Annotated in this window: 20 protein-coding genes; 9 read left to right on the forward strand and 11 right to left on the reverse strand. The window is 67.1% G+C overall.

What is annotated here, in order from left to right:
* Positions 1-3: 3 nt before the first annotated feature.
* The 9 genes from glcE to kdsA all read left to right on the forward strand — a co-directional run bounded on the left by glcE (position 4) and on the right by kdsA (position 10,307).
* A complete protein-coding gene (gene glcE / locus FHS82_RS03005) occupies positions 4-1,203 on the forward strand; it encodes a glycolate oxidase subunit GlcE (protein ID WP_166948523.1) in 1,200 nt (399 codons plus the stop codon).
* Between the two features lie 3 nt (positions 1,204-1,206).
* Positions 1,207-2,571, forward strand: coding sequence for a glycolate oxidase subunit GlcF (gene glcF / locus FHS82_RS03010; RefSeq protein ID WP_166948525.1), 1,365 nt, complete (start codon positions 1,207-1,209; stop codon positions 2,569-2,571).
* Positions 2,572-2,720: 149 nt separating this feature from the next.
* Positions 2,721-4,637: a tetratricopeptide repeat protein gene (locus FHS82_RS03015; protein ID WP_208394084.1), complete on the forward strand. Its 1,917-nt coding sequence runs from the start codon at positions 2,721-2,723 to the stop codon at positions 4,635-4,637.
* A 26-nt stretch (positions 4,638-4,663) separates the two neighbouring features.
* Complete coding sequence (locus FHS82_RS03020; protein WP_166948968.1) at positions 4,664-5,542, forward strand: 4-(cytidine 5'-diphospho)-2-C-methyl-D-erythritol kinase; 879 nt, start codon at positions 4,664-4,666, stop codon at positions 5,540-5,542.
* A gap of 130 nt (positions 5,543-5,672) precedes the next feature.
* On the forward strand, positions 5,673-6,434 hold the full coding sequence (tpiA, locus tag FHS82_RS03025) for a triose-phosphate isomerase (RefSeq protein ID WP_166948527.1): 762 nt from the start codon (positions 5,673-5,675) through the stop codon (positions 6,432-6,434).
* Between the two features lie 145 nt (positions 6,435-6,579).
* Positions 6,580-6,978, forward strand: coding sequence for a preprotein translocase subunit SecG (secG, locus tag FHS82_RS03030; protein WP_166948529.1), 399 nt, complete (start codon positions 6,580-6,582; stop codon positions 6,976-6,978).
* A gap of 335 nt (positions 6,979-7,313) precedes the next feature.
* Entirely contained in the window at positions 7,314-8,942 is a 1,629-nt protein-coding gene (gene pyrG / locus FHS82_RS03035; RefSeq protein WP_166948531.1) for a CTP synthase, read from the forward strand.
* Positions 8,943-9,018: 76 nt separating this feature from the next.
* Positions 9,019-9,420 (forward strand): DUF350 domain-containing protein, encoded by a 402-nt coding sequence (locus FHS82_RS03040; protein WP_166948533.1) that lies wholly within the window; start codon positions 9,019-9,021, stop codon positions 9,418-9,420.
* Between the two features lie 53 nt (positions 9,421-9,473).
* Entirely contained in the window at positions 9,474-10,307 is an 834-nt protein-coding gene (gene kdsA, locus FHS82_RS03045) for a 3-deoxy-8-phosphooctulonate synthase (RefSeq protein ID WP_166948970.1), read from the forward strand.
* A 27-nt stretch (positions 10,308-10,334) separates the two neighbouring features.
* Here kdsA and FHS82_RS03050 read toward each other — a convergent pair whose 3' ends face one another.
* The 11 genes from FHS82_RS03050 to dnaK all read right to left on the reverse strand — a co-directional run bounded on the left by FHS82_RS03050 (position 10,335) and on the right by dnaK (position 22,713).
* Positions 10,335-11,441 (reverse strand): ElaD/SseL family deubiquitinase, encoded by a 1,107-nt coding sequence (locus tag FHS82_RS03050; protein WP_166948535.1) that lies wholly within the window; start codon positions 11,439-11,441, stop codon positions 10,335-10,337.
* Positions 11,442-11,564: 123 nt separating this feature from the next.
* Positions 11,565-12,503, reverse strand: a complete 939-nt coding sequence (locus FHS82_RS03055) for a 50S ribosomal protein L11 methyltransferase (protein ID WP_166948972.1) — start codon at positions 12,501-12,503, stop codon at positions 11,565-11,567.
* 44 nt (positions 12,504-12,547) lie between these two features.
* Positions 12,548-14,974, reverse strand: a complete 2,427-nt coding sequence (locus FHS82_RS03060) for an ATP-dependent helicase (RefSeq protein ID WP_166948537.1) — start codon at positions 14,972-14,974, stop codon at positions 12,548-12,550.
* Positions 14,975-15,037: 63 nt separating this feature from the next.
* Positions 15,038-16,084, reverse strand: a complete 1,047-nt coding sequence (locus FHS82_RS03065; protein WP_166948539.1) for a hypothetical protein — start codon at positions 16,082-16,084, stop codon at positions 15,038-15,040.
* Between the two features lie 41 nt (positions 16,085-16,125).
* Entirely contained in the window at positions 16,126-16,746 is a 621-nt protein-coding gene (locus tag FHS82_RS03070) for a 2,3-bisphosphoglycerate-dependent phosphoglycerate mutase (protein WP_166948541.1), read from the reverse strand.
* 53 nt (positions 16,747-16,799) lie between these two features.
* Entirely contained in the window at positions 16,800-17,615 is an 816-nt protein-coding gene (gene dapB / locus FHS82_RS03075) for a 4-hydroxy-tetrahydrodipicolinate reductase (RefSeq protein ID WP_166948543.1), read from the reverse strand.
* Between the two features lie 27 nt (positions 17,616-17,642).
* Entirely contained in the window at positions 17,643-17,933 is a 291-nt protein-coding gene (locus tag FHS82_RS03080) for a DUF1330 domain-containing protein (protein WP_166948545.1), read from the reverse strand.
* 54 nt (positions 17,934-17,987) lie between these two features.
* Complete coding sequence (gene pyrF, locus FHS82_RS03085; protein ID WP_166948547.1) at positions 17,988-18,695, reverse strand: orotidine-5'-phosphate decarboxylase; 708 nt, start codon at positions 18,693-18,695, stop codon at positions 17,988-17,990.
* Positions 18,685-19,245: a class I SAM-dependent methyltransferase gene (locus tag FHS82_RS03090; protein ID WP_343042495.1), complete on the reverse strand. Its 561-nt coding sequence runs from the start codon at positions 19,243-19,245 to the stop codon at positions 18,685-18,687. The genes pyrF and FHS82_RS03090 overlap by 11 nt, the downstream gene beginning before the upstream one ends.
* Positions 19,246-19,486: 241 nt before the next feature.
* A complete protein-coding gene (dnaJ, locus tag FHS82_RS03095; RefSeq protein WP_166948551.1) occupies positions 19,487-20,629 on the reverse strand; it encodes a molecular chaperone DnaJ in 1,143 nt (380 codons plus the stop codon).
* A 149-nt stretch (positions 20,630-20,778) separates the two neighbouring features.
* Positions 20,779-22,713 carry a molecular chaperone DnaK gene (gene dnaK / locus FHS82_RS03100; protein ID WP_166948553.1) on the reverse strand — a complete coding sequence of 645 codons (1,935 nt, stop codon included), beginning with the start codon at positions 22,711-22,713 and terminating at the stop codon, positions 20,779-20,781.
* Positions 22,714-22,931 lie beyond the last annotated feature (218 nt).

Consider the following 22,931-nt stretch of genomic DNA (forward strand, 5'->3'; position numbering starts at 1 on the left):
CGCATGACGGTTTACGCGCCCGCGTCCGAGGCGGAAGCGGCGGATGTCATCAGGCAGGCGCAGGCGGCGCACTCGCCGCTGGCGCTGGCGGGAAGCGGCACGAAGGCGGGGATCGGCAGGCCGGGCAACGCGGGGCACTGCCTGACCTCGCTCGGCCTCCAGGGCATCACGCTTTATGAGCCCTCCGAGATGGTGATCGCGGCGCGCGCCGGCACGCGGCTCGTCGACGTGGCGCGGGTGCTGGCCGCGCGCGGGCAGCGGCTGACGTTCGAGCCGCCGGAGCCGGCGCTGCTGATGGGAACGGACGGCGAGCAGACCATCGGTGGCATCGTCGCCGCCAACTGGTCGGGCCCGCGCCGCATCATGGCGGGCGCCTGCCGCGACAGCCTGATCGGCGTGCGGTTCGTCAACGGGCGCGGCGAAATCGTGAAATCCGGCGGCCGGGTGATGAAGAACGTCACCGGTCTCGACTTCGTCAAGCTGCTGGCTGGATCATGGGGCACGCTCGGCTTCCTGACCGAGGTGACCTTCAAGGTGCTGCCGGTTCCCGAGGCCGAGATCACGCTGGCGCTCGCCGGGCTCGATGACCGGCGGGGCGTGGCGGCGCTGTGCGACGCCATGGGCTCGCCCTATGGCGTCAGCGGCGCGGCGCATCTGCCCGAGGGTTGGCACGACGGCGGGCAACCGCAGCCGGCGCTGACGCTGCTGCGGCTGGAGGGCTCGGCTTTTTCCGTGCGCCACAGAGTCGCGGCGCTGGGCGAAAGGCTCGCGCCCTTCGGCGGCCACTCGCTGCTGGAAGGCGACGACAGCCGCCTGGTCTGGTCCCGCGTGCGCGATGCCGCGCCGGTCGCGGAGCCGCGGGAGCGGGCGGTGTGGCGCATTTCCGCGGCGCCGGCGCGGGGGCCGGACATCGTGGCGGCGGTGAAAGCCCAGCGCGAGGCGATCCATTTCTACGACTGGAGCGGCGGGCTCGTCTGGCTGTCGACGCCGGCCGGCGAGGATGCGGGCGAGAAGGCGGTCCGCGCGGCGGTGGCGCAGCATGGCGGCCACGCCACGCTGATGCGCGCGCCGGTCGAGGTGCGCGCGGCGGTGTCCGTTTTCCAGCCGCAGCCCGAACCGTTGGCGCGCCTCAGCCGGGAACTGAAGCGTGCCTTCGATCCGGAAGGCGTGCTGGAGCCGGGCCGCATGACGGCGGGAGTTTGAACGATGCAGACGCATTTCCGTCCCGAACAGCTCGATTCGCCGCAGATGCGCGAATCGGAGAGCATCCTGCGCACCTGCGTGCATTGCGGCTTCTGCACGGCCACCTGCCCGACCTATCTGCTGCTCGGCGACGAGGCGGATTCGCCGCGCGGGCGCATCTATCTGATCAAGGACATGCTGGAGAGCGGCAAGCCCGCCACGGCGCCGGTGGTCAAGCATGTCGACCGCTGCCTTTCCTGCCTGTCGTGCATGACGACCTGCCCGTCGGGCGTGCATTACATGCATCTGGTTGACCACGCCCGCGCTCATATCGAGCAGACGTGGAAACGCCCCCTCGCCGACAGGCTCGTGCGCGCGTTGATCGCCGCCGTTCTGCCCTACCGTGACCGCTTCCGCCTCGCCCTGCGGGCCTCCGCGCTGGCGCGGCCATTCGCCGGGGTCATTGCGCGCGTGCCGGGCGTCGGCCGAAGGCTTTCGGCGATGCTCGCGCTGGCGCCGGTCCGGCTGCCCGAGGCCGACAATGATGCGGCCGGGCGGCGCGTCATCCCGGCCATCGGCGAGCGCCGGGGGCGGGTGGCGCTGCTTGGCGGATGTGCGCAGCCGGTGCTCGACCCCGGCATCAACGCTGCCACCATCCGGCTGCTGACACGCAACGGCATCGAGGTCGTGCTGGCAGAGGAAGGTTGCTGCGGCGCCCTGGTGCACCATATGGGGCGCGAGAGCCAGGCGCATACGCTCGCCCGCCAGACCATCGACGCCTGGACGCGCGAGATCGACGGCGACGGGCTCGACGCGATCATCGTCACGGCATCCGGCTGCGGCACGACGATCAAGGACTACGGCTTCATGTTCCGGGACGATCCGGAATGGGCCGGGAAGGCGGCGAGGGTGTCGGCGCTGGCGAAGGACATCACCGAATATCTCACGGCGCTGAAGATCGACTGGCAGCCCGGCACGCGCGGGCTCAGTGTCGCCTACCATTCCGCCTGCTCGATGCAGCACGGCCAGCAGATCCGCGACGAGCCGAAGAACCTGCTCAGGAAGGCGGGCTTCACGGTGAAGGACGTGCCGGAAGGGCATATCTGCTGCGGTTCGGCCGGCGCCTACAACATGCTGCAGCCGGAAATCGCGCAGCAGCTGCGCGACCGCAAAATCGGCAACATCAGGAAAACCGGCGCCGGGATCGTCGCCACCGGCAACATCGGCTGCATGACCCAGATCGGGCAGGGTTTCACCGTCGCGGGGGAAACCGTGCCGGTGGTGCACACGGTCGAGCTGCTGGACTGGGCGAACGGCGGCCCCCGTCCGGCGGCGTTATCGGCACTGCCCGAAAACGAGGCATCCGGAAGGACACCTGCGCCAGCGTGAGCTTGCGGCGTTAAAGGCGCGCTCACCACAATTTCGTGCGATGCACCGGCGACGTCTTGCTCGCAGGCGCGGAAAGGGCCATTCTGGCAGAGACTGTTCGAACCGGTATCAGGCCGGATTCGTGATCGGGGAATTTGCCGGTGGCTGGTATGTCTCTTGCGCGCCTTGCGCGCTTCGCGCGCCTGGAAAGCGTGGCGCGCCTCGCTTTGCTCGTGTCTGTCCTGTCCGGGGCCGGCGTCGGTCCCTCGTTGGCGCGCACGTCCGTTATCGACGATATCCTGCCGGATTACGCCCCTGCCGAAACCCTCGACGGCAATTTCCTGGCGGCGATCATCGCCGGCGCCTCGCGCGATACGCGGGCGGCGGCGGTCTATTTCCGCGAGTCGCTGAAGGCCGATCCGCGCAATCCCGATCTGCGCGAGCGCGGTTTCGTCGCCTTTCTCGCCAACGGCTCGATGCCGGAGGCCATCGCGCTGGCGCGCGACGTCGCACGCACGGATCGTAACAACGGGCTGGCGCAACTGGTGCTCGGCGTCGAAGCCCTGCAGAAGAAGCAGTACGTCACCGCGCGCCGTTTCTTCAACCGGGGCGGGCGCGGGCGGTCGGCCGACATCACCGCCACGCTGCTGAACGCATGGAGCTGGGCCGGATCGAAGAACTTCGCCGAGGCGGTCGGCACCGTCGACAATCTCACCGGCGAGAGCGTCTATAACGTATTCCGCGACTTTCACGCCGGCCTGATCGCGACCTATCTCGGCAGCGCGCGGCAGGGCGAGGATCGGCTGCGCGCCGCCCACAGCGCGGAAGGCACGACGCTGCGGGTCGTCGACGCCTTCGGGCGGGTTCTTTCCTATCGCGGCAAGCCGGACGAGGCGCGGGCGGTTTACGAGCGGTTCGATTCGCTGCTGCCGCGCCATCCCGTTGTGCGTCATGCGCTGGCCGAACTCGCGGCCGGACGCAAGCTTGCGCCGCTCGTCTCCACGCCGCAGCAGGGCGCGGCGGAGGTGCTCTACGGCCTCGGCGCCGCCGGCAACGGGCAGGGCGATGAGGTGGCCGGGCTCATCTACCTCAACCTCGCACTCCATCTCGATCCGGAGCACGCGCTGGCCTCCATGACGCGAGGCGACATTCTGTCGCGCCTGAAGCTGCATGAGGCCGCCATCGACGCTTTCGACAAGGTGCCGGCCAAGTCGCCGCTGCGCACGAGCGCGGATATCCAGATCGCCGGCGCACTCAACGCGCTCGAACGCCACGACGACGCCATCGCCTATCTGAAGAAGGTGCTGGAACGCCAGCCCGACGACATCGACGTGCTGTCGGCGCTGGGCGGCGTGCAGCAGGCGCGCAAGTTCTATGCCGAATCGGCGGAGACGTATAGCCGCGCCATCGCGCAGGCGGGCAAGCCCGACTCCAGCCACTGGATGCTGTATTACTTCCGCGGCGTCGCCTACGAGCGGTCGAAGCAATGGCCCAAGGCCGAGGCGGACCTGAAGAGGGCGCTGGAACTCGGCGGGGAAGGCATCGGCAGCGACCGGGCGCTGATCCTGAACTATCTCGGCTATTCCTGGGTCGACCGCAATGAGAACATCGACGAGGCGTTCGACATGCTCAAGCGCGCCGTCGAGCTGAAGCCGCGCGACGGCTACATCGCCGACAGCCTGGCCTGGGCCTATTACAAGCTCGGCCGCTACGAGGACGCGGTGCGGGAGCTTGAGCGCGCTATCGAACTGAAGCCGTCCGAATCCGTCGTCAACGATCATCTGGGCGATGCCTACTGGCGCGTGGGCCGGCGCATCGAGGCCGTGTTCCAGTGGAACCACGCGCGCGATCTCAATCCGGAGCCGGAAGAGCTGCCCAAGATTCTCGAAAAGATCAAGAACGGGCTTCCCGACGAAAAGGATACCTGCGCGCCCGACGCCAGCGCGCCGCAGAAGGCGGACAAGGTGATCAAGGCCGAGACGGAGACGGCGCCCGCCGGCGAAGGGAAGCCGAAGCAGGATGCGCCCGTGCCCGCCGGCACTCCGGCCCCGGCGCCCGCCGTGCCGTCGGAAGCTCCCGACAGGTGAATGGCCTGCAAGCGGGGGGGCGGTGGATGGCCGGCGGGGCGCTCGTCGCGCGCGCTCCCGCCAAGGTCAATCTGTCGCTCCACATTCTCGGGCGGCGCGCAGACGGCTTCCATGCGCTCGACAGCCTCGTGGCATTCGCGGGTTTCGGCGACCGGCTGCGCCTCACGCCGGGCGATGCGCTTTCCCTGTCCGTCGAAGGCCCCACGGCGCAGGCTTCCGGCGATGTTGCCGACAATCTGGTTCTCATGGCGGCACGCGCCCTGCAGCAGCGCTGCTCCGCGCTGCGGGCGGGTGCGTTTCGCCTGACGAAGCGGTTGCCCGTCGCGGCCGGTGTCGGCGGCGGTTCGTCCGATGCGGCGGCAGCGCTACGTCTGCTGGCTGAACTCAATGGCATTCCGGCCGATGATTCCCGGTTGCTGGAGGCGGCGCGCGCCAGCGGGTCGGACGTTCCCGTCTGTCTCGACCCGCGCGCGCGGCGGATGGCGGGGACGGGGGAAATCGTGGGGCCGCCCCTGCATCTGCCGGCGCTTCCCGCCGTGCTGGTCAATCCGGGTGTGGCCGTTTCCACGCCGGCGGTTTTTCGCGCGCTCGGGCTTGCGCCGGGGGAGGATGCCGCGAGCGGCGCGCATCCGCTTGTGTCTGCCGCTCCGACGCCGGAGGCGCTGTGGTCGCTGCTGCGGGAGACGCGGAACGATCTCGAATCGCCGGCGCTGCGGATCGCGCCTGTCATCGCGGATGTGCTGGCGGCGCTGCGCGCGCGGCCGGGGTGCCGCCTGGCGCGTATGTCGGGCTCCGGCGCCACGGTGTTCGGCCTGTTCGACACCCGCAGCCGCGCGGCGCTCGCCAGCCGGGAACTGCAGCGGCTGCATCCCGCGTGGTGGGTGCGGGCGACGGTCTTGCGGTAGCGCGCCGGCGCGATATACAGGGTGACACGGTGCCGCGATCGTGGCTAAGGTGCAGGCTGCAGGGAACGGATTTGCAAGCACGTTTCCGTATGCATCGTTGGTGGAAGAAACGCTTTTGAAGAGGGATGGCATGACATCGGCGCGCCCGCGCCCGCTCGTCGCGGGCAACTGGAAGATGAACGGCAACAAGCTGTCGGCGCGGGTTTTTGCGGCGATCATTCAGGGCTATGACGCGGCGCTGCGCAGCAAGGTCGAGCTTCTGATCTGCCCGCCCGCCACGCTCACCGTCACCTTCGGCGTGGTGGCGGTCGGCTCGGGCGTCTCGGTCGGCGGTCAGGATTGCCACGTCAAGGCGTCCGGCGCGCACACGGGCGATGTCTCCGCGCCGCAGCTTGCGGACGCCGGTGCCTCCTACGTGATTGTCGGCCATTCCGAGCGGCGCGCCGACCACGGCGAGACGGACGCGGTCGTGCGTGCCAAGGCGCTCGCCGCGCGCGATGCGTGGCTGACACCGGTCGTTTGCGTCGGCGAAACCCGCGGGCAGCGCGAGGGCGGCAACGCCCTCGACGTGGTGCGCGCGCAGCTTGCCGGCTCGCTGCCCGAGACGGCGAACGGCGACGATCTCGTCGTGGCGTATGAGCCCGTCTGGGCCATCGGCACGGGGCTGACGCCGACGCCCGCGCAGGTGGCGGAGGTGCATGCGGCGATCCGCGCGGCGCTCGTCGAGCGCTATGGCGAGGCCGGGGCGGCGATTCGCATCCTCTACGGCGGTTCCGTCAAGCCCGACAATGCCTTCGACCTGCTGTCGGTGAGCCATGTCGACGGTGCATTGGTGGGTGGCGCGAGCCTGGAAGCCGCCGATTTCCTTGCCATAGCTGATTATTACCGCTGACCGGAAAAGCGGGGAAACGCGAAAATCGCACCGCCCCTTTCTTTGCGGTCACACGATGTTTATGTTACAGCCTGCTTCCGGTATCCGTGCGCCGCTTCCGCCGGCGGGGGCGTATGCCTGAAATGTGGCTCGTCTGGGTTATGATATGCAAAGCGTTCTGATCGTCGTTCATCTCGTTATTGTGCTGGCACTCGTCGGCGTCGTGCTGCTGCAGCGCTCCGAAGGTGGCGGCCTTGGCATGGGCGGCGGAGGCAGCGGCGCGGGCTTCATGACCGGTCGCGGGCAGGCCAACGTGCTCACCCGCACCACCGCCATTCTGGCCGCCCTGTTCTTTCTGACGAGCCTCGGCCTGACGATTCTCGCCGGCCGGCAGACGGCGCCGGGGTCCATCTTCGATGGCGCCACGGGCGGCGCGACCGCTCCGTCCGGTGCTCCCAGCGGCGACAGCGGTTTCCAGCGGCTCCAGCAGTTGCAGCAACTTGAGGCGCCGTCCGCGCCAGCGCCCGCCGTTCCGAGCGGGCCGCAGGTGCCGAATGCAGAGTAAGGGACTGCCGGTGAAACGGTAGCCTCCGCAAACGAGGGCCGGAACTCCGGCCCTTTCTCTTTGGGTCGGTCTGGTATGCGTTCCAAATGGCGTGACAAGGGAATACGTTGCGCTTAGATCGGGAAGCGATCTGCGAGTTTTTGATTTTTGAGCGAGTTTCCGTCGATCGGATGTTTGCGGTTGATCGGAAAGCGCTCCGGAATGTCAAATCACGAAACGGGTGCCGTTTCCGGGGGATTTGATGCGTATGCGAAGAGATAGAGCGACGGCGTGATTTCGGTTTTCCGTCCGCTGCCCTATCGGTCTTTTTCGACGGGAGGGGATTGAGAGTCTCCATGGCGCGGTACGTTTTCATCACTGGTGGTGTCGTTTCTTCCCTGGGGAAGGGCCTCGCGTCGGCGGCGCTGGGTGCCTTGCTGCAATCGCGCGGATACCGCGTGCGGCTGCGCAAGCTCGACCCCTATCTCAATGTCGATCCGGGCACGATGAGCCCTTACCAGCACGGTGAGGTGTTCGTGACGGACGACGGCGCCGAGACCGACCTCGATCTCGGCCATTACGAGCGCTTCACCGGCCGCCCCTGCACGCGCGACGACAACGTCACCACCGGCAGGTTGTATCTCGATATCCTGACGAAGGAGCGCCGGGGCGAATATCTGGGCGCCACCATCCAGGTCATTCCGCACGTCACCAATGCCATCAAGGACTTCGTTCTCGACGGCAACGACGATGTCGACTTCGTGCTGGTGGAGATCGGCGGCACGGTCGGCGACATCGAAAGCCTGCCGTTCCTGGAGGCGATTCGCCAGCTCGGCCAGGAACTGCCGCGCAACCATGCCGTGTTCATGCATCTGACGCTGCTGCCCTATATCCCGGCCGCAGGTGAGCTGAAGACGAAGCCGACCCAGCATTCGGTGGCGGAGCTTCGCTCCATCGGCATCCAGCCGCATATCCTGCTCTGCCGCACGGACCGGCCGATCCCCGTGGAGGAGCGGCGCAAGCTTTCACTGTTCTGCAACGTGCGCGAGAGCGCGGTGATCGAGGCCTGCGACGCAGCTTCCATCTACGATGTGCCGATCGCCTACCACGCGGAGGGGCTCGACAACGAGGTGCTGGCCGCTTTCGGCATGGAGGGCTCGCCGGAGCCCGACATCAGCGCCTGGAAGGCGATTTCCGAGCGGGTCAAGAACCCCGAAGGCGAGGTGACCATTGCCGTCGTCGGCAAGTATACCGGCCTCAAGGATGCCTACAAGTCGCTTATCGAAGCGCTCACCCACGGCGGCATCGCCAACCGGGTGAAGGTCAACCTGGACTGGATCGAGAGCGAGATCTTCGAGCGGGAGGACCCCGCGCCTTTCCTCGAACACGTCAACGGCATTCTCGTTCCGGGCGGTTTCGGCCAGCGCGGGGCGGAGGGCAAGATCAAGGCGGTGAGCTTCGCCCGCGAGCACAACGTGCCCTATTTCGGCATCTGCTTCGGCATGCAGATGGCGGTGATCGAGGCCGCGCGGTCGCTGGCGGGTATCGAGGAGGCCAATTCCACGGAATTCGGCCCCACGAGCGAGCCCGTCGTCGGCCTGCTGACGGAATGGGCGAAGGGCAACCTGCGTGAGGTGCGCCGCGCGGACAGCGACCTTGGCGGCACCATGCGCCTCGGCGCCTACAAGGCGGAACTCGCGCCGGACAGCCGGGTGGCGGAAATCTACGGATCGATGGAGATTTCCGAGCGTCATCGTCATCGCTATGAAGTCAACATGGACTATCGCGAGCGGCTGGAGGCGGCGGGCCTGCGCTTCTCGGGCGTGTCGCCGGACGGCCTGCTGCCGGAGATCGTGGAGCGGATGGACCATCCCTGGTTCGTCGGCGTGCAGTTCCATCCGGAACTGAAGTCGCGCCCCTTCGCGCCACACCCGCTGTTCAGAAGTTTCATCGAGGCGGCGCTCAAGCAAAGCCGGCTGGTTTGACGAGACAACCGGGGCGCTGGTATGCAGCACCCCTTCCGTGGTATGCGAAAGCGGTGGCAGCGGGGGATTGGCGGCGATGGTAACGACGCTGGGACAGTTCATCGATTTTCTGATCGATTTCATCATCGCGACGTTTCTCGTCGGCCTGTATCTGCTCATCTATACTTTCGCGACGTCCCATAACGAGTTCACGCTGATCAGGCGGAACGTCGTCTCGGCGGCGCTGTCGCTGGGGCTGAGCCTCATCGGCTTCGCGCTGCCGCTGTCCAGCGCCATCGTCAACACCAGCACCGTCGTCGATCTGGTGGTGTGGGGGCTCATCGCCATCGTCGTGCAGATCCTCGCTTATGGCTTCGCCCGGCTCGTCATCCCCGACCTGACGCGCCGTATCGCGGATGGCGAGGTCGCGGCGGCGACGTTTCTGGGTGCGGTATCGCTGACGGCGGGCATCGCCAACTCGGCCTGCATGGCGATCTGACAGATTTCGGGAGCGATGAGTTGAGCGACACGCACGCACAGGGCGAACAGACGATCGTCACCGTCGGCGAAGGGGCAGGGGCTGTCCGGTTCGGCAACGAACTGCCGCTGGCGCTGATCGCGGGACCGTGCCAGCTTGAGAGCCGCGCGCATGCGCTGGAAGTGGCCACCGCGATCAGGGAGATCGCGGGGCGGCTCGGCATCGGCGTGGTGTTCAAGACGTCGTTCGACAAGGCGAACCGCACCTCCATCAAGGCCGCGCGCGGCGTGGGCCTTGCGGAGGCGCTGCCGATCTTCGCGGAGATCCGCGAAACGCTCGGCCTGCCGGTGCTCACCGACGTTCACCTGCCGGAGCAATGCGCGCCCGTGGCAGAGGCGGTGGATGTGCTGCAAATTCCGGCCTTCCTCTGCCGCCAGACCGATCTTCTGGTCGCGGCCGCGCAGACGGGGCGGGCGGTGAATGTCAAGAAAGGCCAGTTCCTTGCCCCCTGGGACATGCGCCACGTTGCCGCCAAGATAACGCAGAGCGGCAATCCCAACGTGCTGGTGACGGAGCGTGGTGTTTCCTTCGGCTACAACACGCTGGTCAGCGACATGCGCGCACTGCCCATCATGGCCGAGACGACTGGCGCGCCGGTGATCTTCGACGCCACCCATTCCGTGCAGCAGCCGGGCGGGCAGGGCGCTTCGACGGGCGGTGAAAGGCGTTTCGTGCCGGTGCTGGCTCGCGCGGCGGTTGCAGTCGGTGTCGCGGGTGTATTCATCGAAACCCACGAGAATCCGGACGCCGCGCCTTCCGACGGCCCCAACATGGTGCCGCTCAGCCAGTTGGAGACATTGCTGGCCGGGCTGCAGGCATTTGACGCGATCGCCAAGCGGCGGGGATGATGTCCCGCCGCCGGGATGGCGGCGGCTTTACTGCCCGTGCATTTGCATGGAAGCGAGCAGGGTGCCGTGGATCTGCCGCCGTGCATCGATATTGAAGCGGGCCTGCTCTTCGGCTGGTATATCGACGAAGTCGTCGACGAGATCATGCAGGGCGTCCGCGGGGGGCATTCCCATTCGCACCCCTTCCGACACGCGCCAGAACGCCTCCACGGTGAACAGCCCGCAGCCGTCGGGCACATTGTCCTGCATGTCCTGTTCGATGACCGTGATGCTGTTTTCCTTGATTCCAAGGGCCGCCAGCGCATTGAGCAGGGGGGCCTTGACGCCCGGCGCCCGCTGGCCCGAAGCAAGCTCGCGGCCCTCGTAGTAACCCGTTCTTGAGCTGAAAAAGACTGCGCGGGGCGTGCTGGTCTCATCTTTGTAAACAACGAGACTCATCCAGTGGTCGTCGTCGTTGAGGGGTACGAATATAGGCCTGTCGCTTTTCGACAGTTCGTCGAGCAGTGCATTGATGTCGAGATAACCGATCTCGGTGGCGCCGAGCGCCGAGACGTCACCCTGGTTGGCGTTATCGTTCGCCAGCGCGGCGATCGCCGTGTCCACCTCGATGCTTGACAGGAATCTGTTGTGACTCCACGGATCATCCCGCCGGCCCGACGGCAGCAGGGGGAAGACGGTATCGAGAATGGCATCTTGACCGAGCACGCTGGCGATTTCAGAACGTGTTGCGGCCGCGTTGATCTGCGCCGCGCCGGCGCCTGCCAGATAGAGAAGCGCGGATGGCGTCGTGAGCTTGTCCGCGGTTTCCGGAGACAGTTTGCCCTTGCCGCGCAAATCCTTGTTGCGTTCGTAAAAGCGCAGGGCATCCGCGGCCACGAGATCGGCGATGCCGCTCCTGCCTTCCGCCCGGCCGGAGAAGAGATTGAACAGGATCGATTCGGCTTCGTCGCCGATGGCGTCGGCCCGCGCGGACAGATTCAGCAGCAGCTCAATGCTGTCGGCGTCGCCGGCGGCGGCGTTGGCGGCCAACTTGTACAGGCTGGCCCCGGCAGTGGCGTCGGAGCCGGAAAGCAAAGCCGAGAGCTGCGCTTCGCTCAGGTTGGGAATATAGCTTGCGGCGGCGATCGTGGGCATGACGATATCCTTAAAAGGAACAAAAAAGCTGATAAAGCAATGTAAAATACGCCAGTTTTCACGCAATATATGTCACATGCCCGCCGCCTAAGCAACCGCATTCGTCGCATCTGCGCCGGCGCCTCACCCTGCCGGGCGCCGGTGTGCGCGTGCGGTTCCGGGTGCCGCTCCGCCGCGCCTGAGCACGAGCGTCGCCCATCCCTCGCGTTCCGAGCGCTTCCAGAGGCGCAGGCCCTGCGCGGCATAGGCCGAGAGCACGCCCGGCACGTCGCGCGGCAGGAGGCCGGAAAGCACGAGGGTACCCGGCCCGCTGAGAACGCCCGCAATGGCGGGGGCAAGCTGGCGCAAGGGCTTCGCCAGAATATTGGCGAAGACGAGGTCGAAGCGGCGCGGACGGTTCGCCAGCGCGTGGCGCACGCCGGGCGCGGCATAGTAGCGGATGAATTGGCCCGCGCCGTTGAGGCGTGCGTTGGCGCGCGCTACCGCGACGGCGACGGGGTCGATATCGCCCGCGACCACCGTGCGGCGGACGGCGCGCGCGGCGGCAAGCGCCAGAATGCCGGTTCCCGTGCCGACATCGAGCACCCGTTGCGGGCGGCGGCGGCGCAATTCATCCGCGAGTGACAGCAGGCAGCCGAGCGTCGTGCCGTGGTGGCCGGTGCCGAAGGCAAGCGCGGCGTCGATCTCGATGGCGATGTCGTTGGTGCGGACGGTATGCCGGTCATGGCTGCCGTGCACGAGGAAGCGCCCGGCACGCACCGGCTTCAGCCCGTCGAGGCTGGCCCTGACCCAGTCCTTCTGCGCGATGGCGGAAAAGGTCACCTCATCCGCCCGGTCGCCGATGACGAGGCGCAGCAGGTCACGCACGCCCGCTTCGTCCGGCGCATGGGCGAAATAGGCCTCGACATGCCAGTGCCCGTCCTCGGTCTCGAACGACGCAACCGCCGTCTCGGCGGGATCGAACACCTCGCCGAGCAGCGCCGTCATGGCCTGGGCGGCATTCTCGTCCGTATCGAAGCGCAGGACGTGGGTAGGGTTGGGCGGCAGCAGGCCCTCATACATCGGCATCGTCGGTGTCCCGAATGAAAAGTAAAAGTCCCGAACGCTTACGCGGGTTTGACGAAACTGTCGATCACGGCCTTGCGCCCGGCCTTGTCGAAGTCGATCGTCAGTTTGTTGCCGTCGGCCGTGGCCACCGTGCCCGGGCCAAACTTCTGGTGGAACACCCGGTCGCCGGCACGGAAGGCGGAAGAGGCTGCGGCGCGGGCCACGATCTCGCCCTCGATGGTGTGGCCATGGCCGCCGCCCCGGCGCCCGCCCGGCGGTGCGCCCGTGGGCGCGCCGAAGCCCGGCCCGCTGTTCTGGCGCGCCCGGGTCCAACCGGGTGTATTGTAGGTGGAGCCGAAGGCCCCGCTGCCCTGGTCGAAGCGGCTGCGGCCATAATTGCCATAGGAAAATGCGGCCGGCGCCTCCTTGACCTCGACATGTGCCTCCGGCAACTCATCGATGAATCGGGAAGGCGCGGTGGCGTTCCACAGGCCATGGATTCGGCGGTTCGAGGCGAACATGATCCGCGCCGACTTGCGCGCGCGCGTGAGGCCGACATACGCGAGGCGGCGCTCCTCCTCCAGCCCCGCCCGGCCCTGCTCGTCGAGCGCGCGCTGGTTGGGGAACAGCCCTTCCTCCCAGCCGGGCAGGAAGACGGTATCGAATTCGAGGCCCTTGGCGGCGTGCAGCGTCATCAGGGAGACGCGCTCGTGCGAATCACCCTCCGAAGCGTCCATGACGAGCGATACGTGTTCGAGAAATGCCTGCAGATCAGGAAATTCCTCCAGCGTGCGGATGAGTTCCTTGAGGTTGTCGAGCCGCCCGCCCGCCTCGGGCGACCGGTCGTTCTGCCACATGGTGGTGTAGCCCGATTCGTCGAGCACGATTTCCGCGAGTTCCGTGTGCGGCACCGTTTCCAGTTGCCGCGACCAGCGGTCGAAGGCGGCGAGCAGATCGCGCAGGGTGCTACGCTGCTTCGGCTTCAGCTCCTCGGTCTCGATGAGTGCGCGTGCCGCCTGCATCAGCGGAATGCCGGCGTGGCGGGCATAGGCGTGCAGTATCTGCAGCGTCGCGTCGCCCAGCCCGCGCTTCGGGGTGTTGAAGATGCGCTCGAAGGCGAGGTCGTCAGCCTGCGACACGACGCAGCGGAAATACGCGAGTGCATCGCGAATCTCCAGCCGCTCGTAAAAGCGCGGCCCGCCGATGACGCGATAGGGAAGGCCGAGCTGGACGAAGCGGTCCTCGATCTCGCGCATCTGCGCGGAAATGCGCACCAGCACGGCAATCTGCGACAACGGATGCGCCTGCGCCTGCAGCGTCTCGATGACCTCGCCGATCTGGCGCGCTTCCTCTTCCGAGTCCCAGGCGCCGGTAATGGCGACCGGCTCGCCCGCGGCGCCGTCCGTATGCAGCGTCTTGCCGAGCCGGTCCTCGTTATGGGCAATGAGATGGGAGGCGGCGGCGAGGATGTGCGCGGTGGAGCGGTAATTGCGTTCGAGGCGCACGACGGCCGCGCCCGGAAAATCATGCTCGAAGCGCAGGATGTTGTCGACCTCCGCCCCGCGCCAGCCGTAGATCGACTGGTCGTCGTCGCCGACGCAGCAGAGGTTCTGCCGCCCCTGTGCCAGCAGACGCAGCCACAGGTATTGCGCGACGTTGGTATCCTGATACTCGTCCACGAGAATATAACGGAAGCGGTCCTGATAGCGGGCCAGCACGTCCGGATTCTCGCGGAACAGGCGGATCGTCTCGACCAGCAGGTCGCCGAAATCGACCGCGTTCAACACCTTGAGGCGCTCCTGATAGAGCTTGTAAAGCGCCGCGCCACGCCCGTTGGCGAAGCCTTGCGCCTCGCCGGCGGAGACCTTGTCCGGTGTCAGGGCGCGGTTTTTCCAGCTATCGATGAGGTGCGCCAGTTGCCGCGCCGGCCAGCGCTTGTCGTCAAGGTTTTCCGCCCGGATGATCTGCTTCAGCAGGCGAATCTGGTCATCCGTGTCGAGGATGGCGAAGTCGCTCTTCAGGCCGACCAGTTCGGCATGGCGGCGCAGGATCTTGGTGCCGATGGCGTGGAAGGTGCCGAGCCACGGCATGCCTTCCGCGACCGCCCCCACCAGCGCGGTGATGCGTTCCTTCATCTCGCGCGCGGCCTTGTTGGTGAAGGTGACCGCCAGGATTTGCGAGGGGAAAGCACGGCCGGTGGCGATGAGGTGCGCGATGCGGGTGGTCAGCACGCGCGTCTTGCCCGTGCCCGCGCCTGCCAGCACGAGCAGCGGGCCCTCCAGCGTCTCGACCGCGCGCCGCTGCTCCAGGTTCAGCCCCGTGAGGTAGGGGACTTGTGGCTGCACGGCCCGCCGTGCCTTCTCGCCGAGCGACAGGGAAGGGACGGGCACGGATTTGTCGGGCAACGGATCGGTCACGGAAGCGCGTTCAACCTTCAGGGCCGATCCACGGGCGGAATCGGCATGCGGAAACAGTTCTGTTTTCATTCTATACCAATATAGCCAGTTCGCGAGCCCTCGCGTGACGTGGCTACCGGCATCCGGCCATTGTCATTCGGGTTCGTTTCTCGTCTCCGTGCCCGCGGCTTCCGGGCGCGGGCGAACGGTGTCGCGCAGGTGCTCGAAATAGGCCGTCGCGTCCTTCCAGACTCCTTGCCGGGCGACGATGACGAAGCGGATGAACTGCGCGCGGTCGAAGCGGATGGCCTGCAGAACCCGCACCTTCGCGCCGGTCGTGGCATCCTGCGCGTCGGCCTCCATCTCGTGCCACGCGACGCCGTCGCGCGTGACGCCCTCTCCCCGCCGGATCTGCATCCCCTGCACGCCCGAGAGGCTCCCGAAAGACTGACGGGCGAAGCGGTCCTGTTCCAGCGCGCCGGCGATAGCCGCCTTGCTGCCGCCGATGATGATCACAGGTTGTTCCGCGCCCTGCACCAGGTCCTTCGGGCCGAGCGTCAGCATCACGGAACTGCCGGAAATCACGCGGGAAATGCGGAAAGCGGGCCGCTTGTCCTTGCCGTCGGCCTCCTCGATCGTGAAGGGCAGCGTGCCCAGCTCCGCCAGCAGGCCGGCATGGTCGCGCTGTGCAAGCGAGCGCAAGGTGCGCAGCACCACATCGTCCGTATAGATGTCGCGCGCCCGCTCGGAAACCTGGAACGTTACCGCCGAGGCGGCCGATGCCGTTCCGCGCGCCAGCACCCATTTGTAGACGGTCTTGCCGTCGATATCGTGGCGGCCTTCCACCAGCACGCCCTTGCCGCCCTCCACGGGCCACGGCTCGCGCCGGATCAGCTCGAACCCTTGCGGCTCGCGCTTCGGGTCGCGCAGGTCCTTTTCGAGTCCGGCAAACAGTTCCGGCGGCATCTCCATCAGGATGATGGCGGACTCGCGCGCCTCGTCCTCGAAGCCGGCGAAGCGGTCCGAGGGCACCATTTCGGCCGGCGGTACGAGGCCGATGCCGAGCCCCGGCGGAAACATGCGCACGGGCGCTTCCTCGGCAAACGCGGGCGGAACGGTGCCGGGCAGCGCGCCCGGCACAAACCCCACGCCGCACAGAAGCGCCAGCGCGATGAGACTCCTCCTGCCAGCCGCTTTCATCTGCTCTCCCGTTCTTGCCCACGCAGCCCGACGGCCGGCGGTCACGCTTCCAGAATGGCTTTCGACTCCACGGTGCTGTCGGCGTTGAGACGGTAGACCAGCGGCACGCCTGTGGCGAGTTCCACCGTCGGGATCGTCTCGGGCGTCAGCCTCTCCAGCACCATCAGCAGCGCACGCAGCGAGTTGCCGTGCGCCGCCACCAGCACCTTCTCGCCACGTAGCACTGCCGGCAGAATGTTCTGGACATAATATGGCAGCACGCGGGCAACCGTATCTTTCAGGCTTTCGCCGCCGGGCGGCGGCACGTCGTAGGAGCGGCGCCACACATGCACCTGCTCCTCGCCCCAGCGCTGGCGCGCGTCGTCCTTGTTCAGGCCGGAAAGGTCGCCATAGTTGCGCTCGTTGAGGGCCAGGTCACGCACGACAGGCAGATCCGTCTGGCCGAGTTCCTCCTGAATCAACGCGAGCGTATGCTGGGCGCGGATCAGGTCGGAGGTGTAGGCACGGTCGAAGACGATGCCCTGTTCCTTCAGCTTCCTGCCGGCTGCGCGCGCCTCGGCGATGCCTGCTTCCGTCAGATCGGGGTCTTTCCACCCGGTGAACAGATTTTTCAGGTTCCAATCGCTCTGGCCGTGACGGACGAGGACAAGAAGGCGCGACATTCAGCAATCTCCCACAGGCGGAATCGAAAACTCAGGCGATCTTATCGCGTTTATCATATATCCGCGATGCCGAGCACGTCGGCCATCGTATAAAGCCCCGGCGCGCGGCCCTTGCCCCAGACGGCAGCCTTGACGGCGCCGCGGGCGAAGATGCCCCTGTCCTCCGCCCGGTGGCCCAGTTCGATGCGCTCGCCGGCGGCCGCGAAGATCACATTATGCTCGCCCACGACGGAGCCGCCGCGCAACGTCGCGAAGCCGATGTCGCCGGGCGTGCGCGGGCCGGTGTAGCCGTCGCGCACCCGCTGGGCGTGATCCTTCAGCGCGATGCCGCGCCCGGCCGCCGCCGCCTCGCCCAGCAGCAGCGCCGTGCCGGACGGCGCGTCGACCTTGTGCCGATGGTGCATTTCGAGGATCTCGATGTCGAAATCCGCGTCCAGCGTCCTGGCCGCGCGGCGCACCAGCGCCGCCAGCAGATTGACGCCAAGGCTCATGTTGCCAGAACGCACGATGACTGTTTCCTGCGCGGACCGGTCGATCTCGGCAAGCTCCGCCTCGGCGAAGCCCGTGGTGCCGATGACGTGCACCACTCCGGCGCGTGCCGCTTCGCGCGCGAAGGCGACCGATGCCTCGGGCCGGGTAAAGTCGAGCACGCCGTCCGCACTCGCGAACGCGGCGGCGACATCCTCCGTCACCGGCACGCCGAGCGGGCCCACGCCGGCGAGTTCGCCGGCATCCCGTCCGAGTTCGGCGGCGCCGGGGCGCTCGATGGCGGCGGCGAGCGTTACCCCCGCCGCTTCCGAGACCGTGCGCACCAGCATGCGGCCCATGCGTCCGCCCGCCCCGACAACGACAAGCCGAAAATCACTCATTGAATCGTCACCTGAAGCAAGAATGGATCAATCCACGCCCTCGACCACAACGAACTCGGCGACGCTGGCGTTCTCACGCTCCTGCTTCGCCGCCTGGTAGTCGTCCGAGTAGTAATAGTCGCGCGCCTTCTCGAAACTGTCGAACTCGAGAATCACGTTGCGCTCGCGTGGCGCGCCTTCCAGCGTCTCGAAGCGGCCGCCACGCACGAGGGCGCGCGCGCCGTGCCTGGCGCTGGCGCCAGCGGCCAGCTTCGCGTAGACGGCGAACTGGTCGGGATCGGTCACATCGATCCGGGCGATGAGATAGCCCTTGGCCATTGTTTCCTCCTTGGCGTCCGGCTCCCGAAGGCTTGCCGGGATGCGCGGATATTCTTACGGCGCCGACGCTGCGGCGATTTCCTCGACGATCGCCTCGGCCGCGCGGCGCGGATCGCCGGCTGCGGTCACGGGACGGCCTACGACAAGATAATCCGCGCCCGCACGGATCGCCTCGCCCGGCGTGACGATGCGCTTCTGGTCGTTCGCATCGGATCCGGCGGGGCGGATGCCCGGTGTCACCAGCAGCAGGTCGGCGCCGACGAGGGCACGCAGCTCCGCCACTTCCGCGGCCGACAGGATGATGCCGTCCGCACCCGCATCCCGCGTCTGTAGCGCGCGCCGCTCCACCGTCTCCCGCACGCCGGACCTGTATCCGGCGGCGGCGAGATCGGCGTTGTCGTAGGAGGTCATGACGGTGACGCCCAGGATCTTCAGCGATGATCCGGCCTTGCCCGCCACGGCGGCTGCCAGCGTCTGCGGATAGGCGTGAACGGTGAGGAATGTCGCACCGATGCGCGCGATCTGCGCCGTCGCCCGCTCGACCGTCGTCGGGATGTCGTGCAGCTTGAGATCGAGGAAGACACGCTTGCCCTCGCCGACCAGCCTGCTGGCAAGGTCCAGCCCGCCGCCGTAGACGATTTCCATGCCGAGCTTGTAGAACGACACGCTGTCGCCGAGCCGCTCCACGAGCGCGCGCGCCTGTCCGGCGTCCGGCACGTCGAGGGCGACGATCAGCCTGTCGCGGGCCGTGTCACTTGCCACGGCGATAGACCCAGACACGCGCCGGCGGCAGGTTCCACCATACCCGGCCGGACGGCCTGGCGCTGTAGCTGCCCCCTTCCTTCGGGATGGGCGGCACGACGGCATAGGTGAACTGGACGAACGGCGCCCCCGGATGCATCAGCGAGAATGCGTCCTCAAGCAGCGCCAGGCGCTGGGGCAACGGCTTGGTGAACAGCGGCAGGCTGGAAACGACGCCCGCCGCCGGCTCCCGCACAATGCCGCGCAACGTTTCGCCCAGGCCGTAGGCGTCGCCCTGAATGACGTTGACGGCGGGGAAACGCTGCCGCAGAAGCTTGCAGAAGTCGGGGTTGAACTCCACCAGCACCAGCCGCTCGGGCGCCAGTCCGCGCTTCAGCAGGGCCTCGGTGACGGGCCCGGTGCCCGGCCCCAGTTCAATCACGAAGCCCGGCAGCGCGGGGTCGATGTAGTTCGCCATGGTGCGCGCGAGCGCACGCCCCGAAGGCTTGACCGCGCCGGTGACGAGCGGATGCTCCACCCACGATTTCAGAAACCGCGCATCGTCCCGGATGCCTTGCGGCTTGTCCTTGAGGAGGGACGGCCGCGGGCCGGGTTTCTGGGAGAAGTGTTGTTCGGGAACGGGTTGCTCAGACACGGGTGTGACTTTCCTCGCTGGTGGAGGTTACTCAGGCGCACCCCCACGGATACACCCTTCCGCCTTGAAAATGCATTGTCCGGATTAGGAAATCCAATGAAAACGAATGCCAATAATGGCAATTTGCAGCCGGAGCGGCGCGAATTTCACCGATTTCTCAGGAAGCGCCTCCCAAGCCTTCGAAAAAATCCTTCACCCGCGCCAGAAATCCCGCACTCTCGGGATGCGTGTCGCCGGACGATTCCTTCTCGAACTCGGCTAGCAGTTCCCTCTGCCGGCGCGTGAGGTTCTGCGGCGTCTCGACCACGACCTGAATGTAGAGGTCGCCGAAATCGCGGGAACGCAGCACCGGCATGCCCTTGCCGCGCAGGCGGAACTGTTTGCCTGTCTGGGTGCCCGCCGGTACCTGCACGCGCACTTCCTGCCCGGCCACGGTCGGCACGTCGAACTCGCCGCCGAGCGCCGCCGTCACCATGGAGATCGGCACGCGGCAGAACAGGTCCGCGCCGTCGCGCTGGTAGAGTTCGTGCGGCCGCACCGAGAGGAAGATGTAGAGATCGCCCGGCGGTCCGCCGCGCAGACCGGCCTCGCCTTCGCCCGTCAGGCGGATGCGCGTCCCGTCCTCGACGCCAGGCGGAACATTCACGGAGAGGGTGCGGTTGCGCGTGACGCGGCCGGCGCCGGCACATACGGCGCAAGGGTTCTCGATAATCTGGCCGCGTCCCTGGCAGGTGGGGCAGGTGCGCTCGATGGCGAAGAAGCCCTGCTGGGCGCGCACGCGGCCGGCGCCGCCGCAGGTGGGGCACTGGCGCGGCTTCGATCCGGCCCGCGCACCGGTGCCCGTGCAGGCCTCGCACACGACGGAGGACGGCACCTCGATGGTCTCGGTCTTGCCGGAATACGCATCCTCAAGCGATATTTCGAGGTTGTAGCGCATGTCCGCGCCACGTTCCCGCCCGCCCGCGCCGCGCTGGCGCGGGCCTGCGCGCGTGTCGCCGAAGAACGTGTCGAAGATGTCCGTCATGAAGTCGGAGAAATCGTTGCCGAAGCCTGCGGCGCCCGGCGCGCCAGCCTGTTCGAAGGCCGCATGGCCATAGCGGTCGTAGGCGCCGCGCTTCTGCGGATCCTTCAGGACCTCGTAGGCTTCGTTGATTTCCTTGAATTGCGCTTCTGCCTGCGCGTCACCCGGATTCCGATCCGGGTGATACTGCATGGCCAGCTTGCGAAAGGCCACCTTGATTTCCGCGTCCACCGCTCCGCGCGAAACGCCCAGCGCCTCGTAATAATCCCTCTTGGCCATCCGTTCCTGCCTTCGATGACCGGACCCCATCACGTCGTCGGTCCCGCCGTACCCCGACGAAGCAGGGCAAACCCACCAACCGCATTGTCGCTGTCGATGCGAGAAGATGCAAACGGCCCGGCGCGAACGCCGGGCCGGCCGTCATGAAATCAGGCGCGCTTCTTCTTGTCGTCGTCGACTTCCTGGAAGTCGGCGTCGATCACATCCTCGCCCTGTCCGGCGGCGCCCGCGCCCGCGCCCGCTTCCGCCTGCTCGCCGGCAGCGGCGCCCTCGGCGGTCTGGCCCGCCTTGTAGATGGCCTCGCCCAGCTTCAGCGAAGCCTGCATCAGGTCGTTCGTGCGCGCCTTGATGGCCTCAAGGTCCTCGCCTTCCAGCGCCTTGCGCAGGTCGGCGATGGCGCTCTCGATGGCGGTCTTCTCGGCCGCGCCCACCTTGTCGCCGTGCTCCTCCACCGACTTCTCGGTGGAATGGATGAGCCCCTCGGCCTGGTTCCTGGCCTCGACAAGCTCGCGGCGCTTCTTGTCCTCGGCGGCATGCGCCTCGGCGTCCTTGACCATCTTCTCGATGTCGGACTCGGACAGGCCGCCCGAGGCCTGGATGCGGATGGTCTGTTCCTTGTTCGTCGCCTTGTCCTTGGCGGACACGTTGACGATGCCGTTGGCGTCGATATCGAACGTCACCTCGACCTGCGGCACGCCGCGCGGCGCGGGGGGAATGCCGATCAGATCGAACTGGCCGAGCAGCTTGTTATCCGCCGCCATCTCGCGCTCGCCCTGGAACACCCGGATCGTAACCGCCGTCTGGCTGTCGTCGGCCGTGGAGAACACCTGGCTCTTCTTGGTCGGGATGGTCGTGTTGCGGTCGATGAGGCGCGTGAACACGCCGCCCAGCGTCTCGATGCCGAGCGACAGCGGCGTCACGTCGAGCAGCAGCACGTCCTTCACGTCGCCCTGCAGCACGCCGGCCTGCACCGCGGCACCGATGGCGACGACCTCGTCCGGGTTGACGCCCTTGTGCGGCTCCTTGCCGAAGAACTGCTTGACGACTTCCTGCACCTTGGGCATGCGCGTCATGCCGCCGACGAGCACGACCTCATCGATGCTGCCGGCCGCGAGGCCCGCATCCTTGAGTGCCTTGCGGCAGGGCTCGACGGTGCGCTCGATCAGATCCTCGACGAGCTGCTCGAACTTGGCGCGCGACAGCTTGATGGCGAGATGCTTCGGGCCCGTAGCGTCGGCCGTGATGTAGGGCAGGTTGATTTCGGTCTGGGCCGCGGACGACAGCTCGATCTTGGCCTTCTCCGCCGCTTCCTTCAGGCGCTGCAGGGCGAGCTTGTCCTTGCGCAGGTCGATTCCCTGCTCGCGCTTGAACTCGTCGGCCAGATATTCCACCAGACGGTTATCGAAGTCCTCGCCGCCGAGGAACGTGTCGCCGTTCGTCGACTTCACTTCGAACACGCCGTCGCCGATCTCGAGAATCGACACGTCGAACGTGCCGCCGCCGAGGTCGTACACGGCGATGGTGCCGGTGGAGCGCTTGTCGAGACCGTAGGCGAGGGCGGCCGCCGTCGGCTCGTTGATGATGCGCAGCACTTCGAGGCCGGCGATCTTGCCGGCGTCCTTGGTGGCCTGCCGCTGGGCGTCGTTGAAGTAGGCGGGGACGGTGATCACGGCCTGCGTGACAGGCTGCCCGAGATGCGCTTCCGCCGTTTCCTTCATCTTCTGCAGGACGAAGGCGGAGATCTGCGAGGGCGAGTAATCCTTGCCGTCCGCGCGCACCCAGGCATCGCCGTTGGCGGCGCGAATGATCTTGTAGGGGACGAGGTTAAGGTCCTTCTGCGTCAGCGGGTCGTCGTAGGAGCGACCGATCAGGCGCTTGATGGCGAAGAACGTGCGCTCCGGATTCGTCACCGCCTGGCGCTTGGCCGGCTGGCCGACGAGGCGCTCGCCGTCGTCCGTGAATGCGACGATGGAGGGCGTCGTGCGCGCGCCTTCCGCGTTCTCGATGACCTTCGGCGTCGTCCCTTCCATCACTGCGACGCAGGAATTGGTTGTGCCGAGGTCGATACCGATAACCTTACCCATGGAGATCCCTCACTTTCAAGCAGACCGCCCCCCGGACCCCGTAGCGATCCGGTTTATGGCTTGACTGTAACTGACATCGGACGGGCCCGCGTGGAGCCCGCCAACGCTCTACCGCGCGTCGGTCGCGTATATAGGACCGGCCCGAACCGCCCGCAAGTGTGAACCTGCCGGCAGCAAGGATGACGGTATCGCGTCTGTCAGATCAAGTGGTCGTTTTT

This window comes from Pseudochelatococcus lubricantis (assembly GCF_011762225.1).
Taxonomy (GTDB): domain Bacteria; phylum Pseudomonadota; class Alphaproteobacteria; order Rhizobiales; family Beijerinckiaceae; genus Pseudochelatococcus; species Pseudochelatococcus lubricantis.

Bases quoted from the DNA above. Each gene is read 5' to 3' on its own strand.
- FHS82_RS03055 (WP_166948972.1), bottom strand. From the start codon at position 12,503: ATGTATGAGGGCCTGCTGCCGCCCAACCCTACCCACGTCCTGCGCTTC.
- FHS82_RS03040 (WP_166948533.1), top strand. From the start codon at position 9,019: ATGGTAACGACGCTGGGACAGTTCATCGATTTTCTGATCGATTTCATC.
- FHS82_RS03080 (WP_166948545.1), bottom strand. From the start codon at position 17,933: ATGGCCAAGGGCTATCTCATCGCCCGGATCGATGTGACCGATCCCGAC.
- FHS82_RS03060 (WP_166948537.1), bottom strand. From the start codon at position 14,974: ATGAAAACAGAACTGTTTCCGCATGCCGATTCCGCCCGTGGATCGGCC.
- dnaK (WP_166948553.1), bottom strand. From the start codon at position 22,713: ATGGGTAAGGTTATCGGTATCGACCTCGGCACAACCAATTCCTGCGTC.
- FHS82_RS03065 (WP_166948539.1), bottom strand. From the start codon at position 16,084: ATGAAAGCGGCTGGCAGGAGGAGTCTCATCGCGCTGGCGCTTCTGTGC.
- dnaJ (WP_166948551.1), bottom strand. From the start codon at position 20,629: ATGGCCAAGAGGGATTATTACGAGGCGCTGGGCGTTTCGCGCGGAGCG.
- secG (WP_166948529.1), top strand. From the start codon at position 6,580: ATGCAAAGCGTTCTGATCGTCGTTCATCTCGTTATTGTGCTGGCACTC.
- FHS82_RS03015 (WP_208394084.1), top strand. From the start codon at position 2,721: ATGTCTCTTGCGCGCCTTGCGCGCTTCGCGCGCCTGGAAAGCGTGGCG.
- tpiA (WP_166948527.1), top strand. From the start codon at position 5,673: ATGACATCGGCGCGCCCGCGCCCGCTCGTCGCGGGCAACTGGAAGATG.
- dapB (WP_166948543.1), bottom strand. From the start codon at position 17,615: ATGAGTGATTTTCGGCTTGTCGTTGTCGGGGCGGGCGGACGCATGGGC.
- pyrG (WP_166948531.1), top strand. From the start codon at position 7,314: ATGGCGCGGTACGTTTTCATCACTGGTGGTGTCGTTTCTTCCCTGGGG.
- glcE (WP_166948523.1), top strand. From the start codon at position 4: ATGACGGTTTACGCGCCCGCGTCCGAGGCGGAAGCGGCGGATGTCATC.
- glcF (WP_166948525.1), top strand. From the start codon at position 1,207: ATGCAGACGCATTTCCGTCCCGAACAGCTCGATTCGCCGCAGATGCGC.
- FHS82_RS03020 (WP_166948968.1), top strand. From the start codon at position 4,664: ATGGCCGGCGGGGCGCTCGTCGCGCGCGCTCCCGCCAAGGTCAATCTG.
- FHS82_RS03050 (WP_166948535.1), bottom strand. From the start codon at position 11,441: ATGCCCACGATCGCCGCCGCAAGCTATATTCCCAACCTGAGCGAAGCG.
- FHS82_RS03070 (WP_166948541.1), bottom strand. From the start codon at position 16,746: ATGTCGCGCCTTCTTGTCCTCGTCCGTCACGGCCAGAGCGATTGGAAC.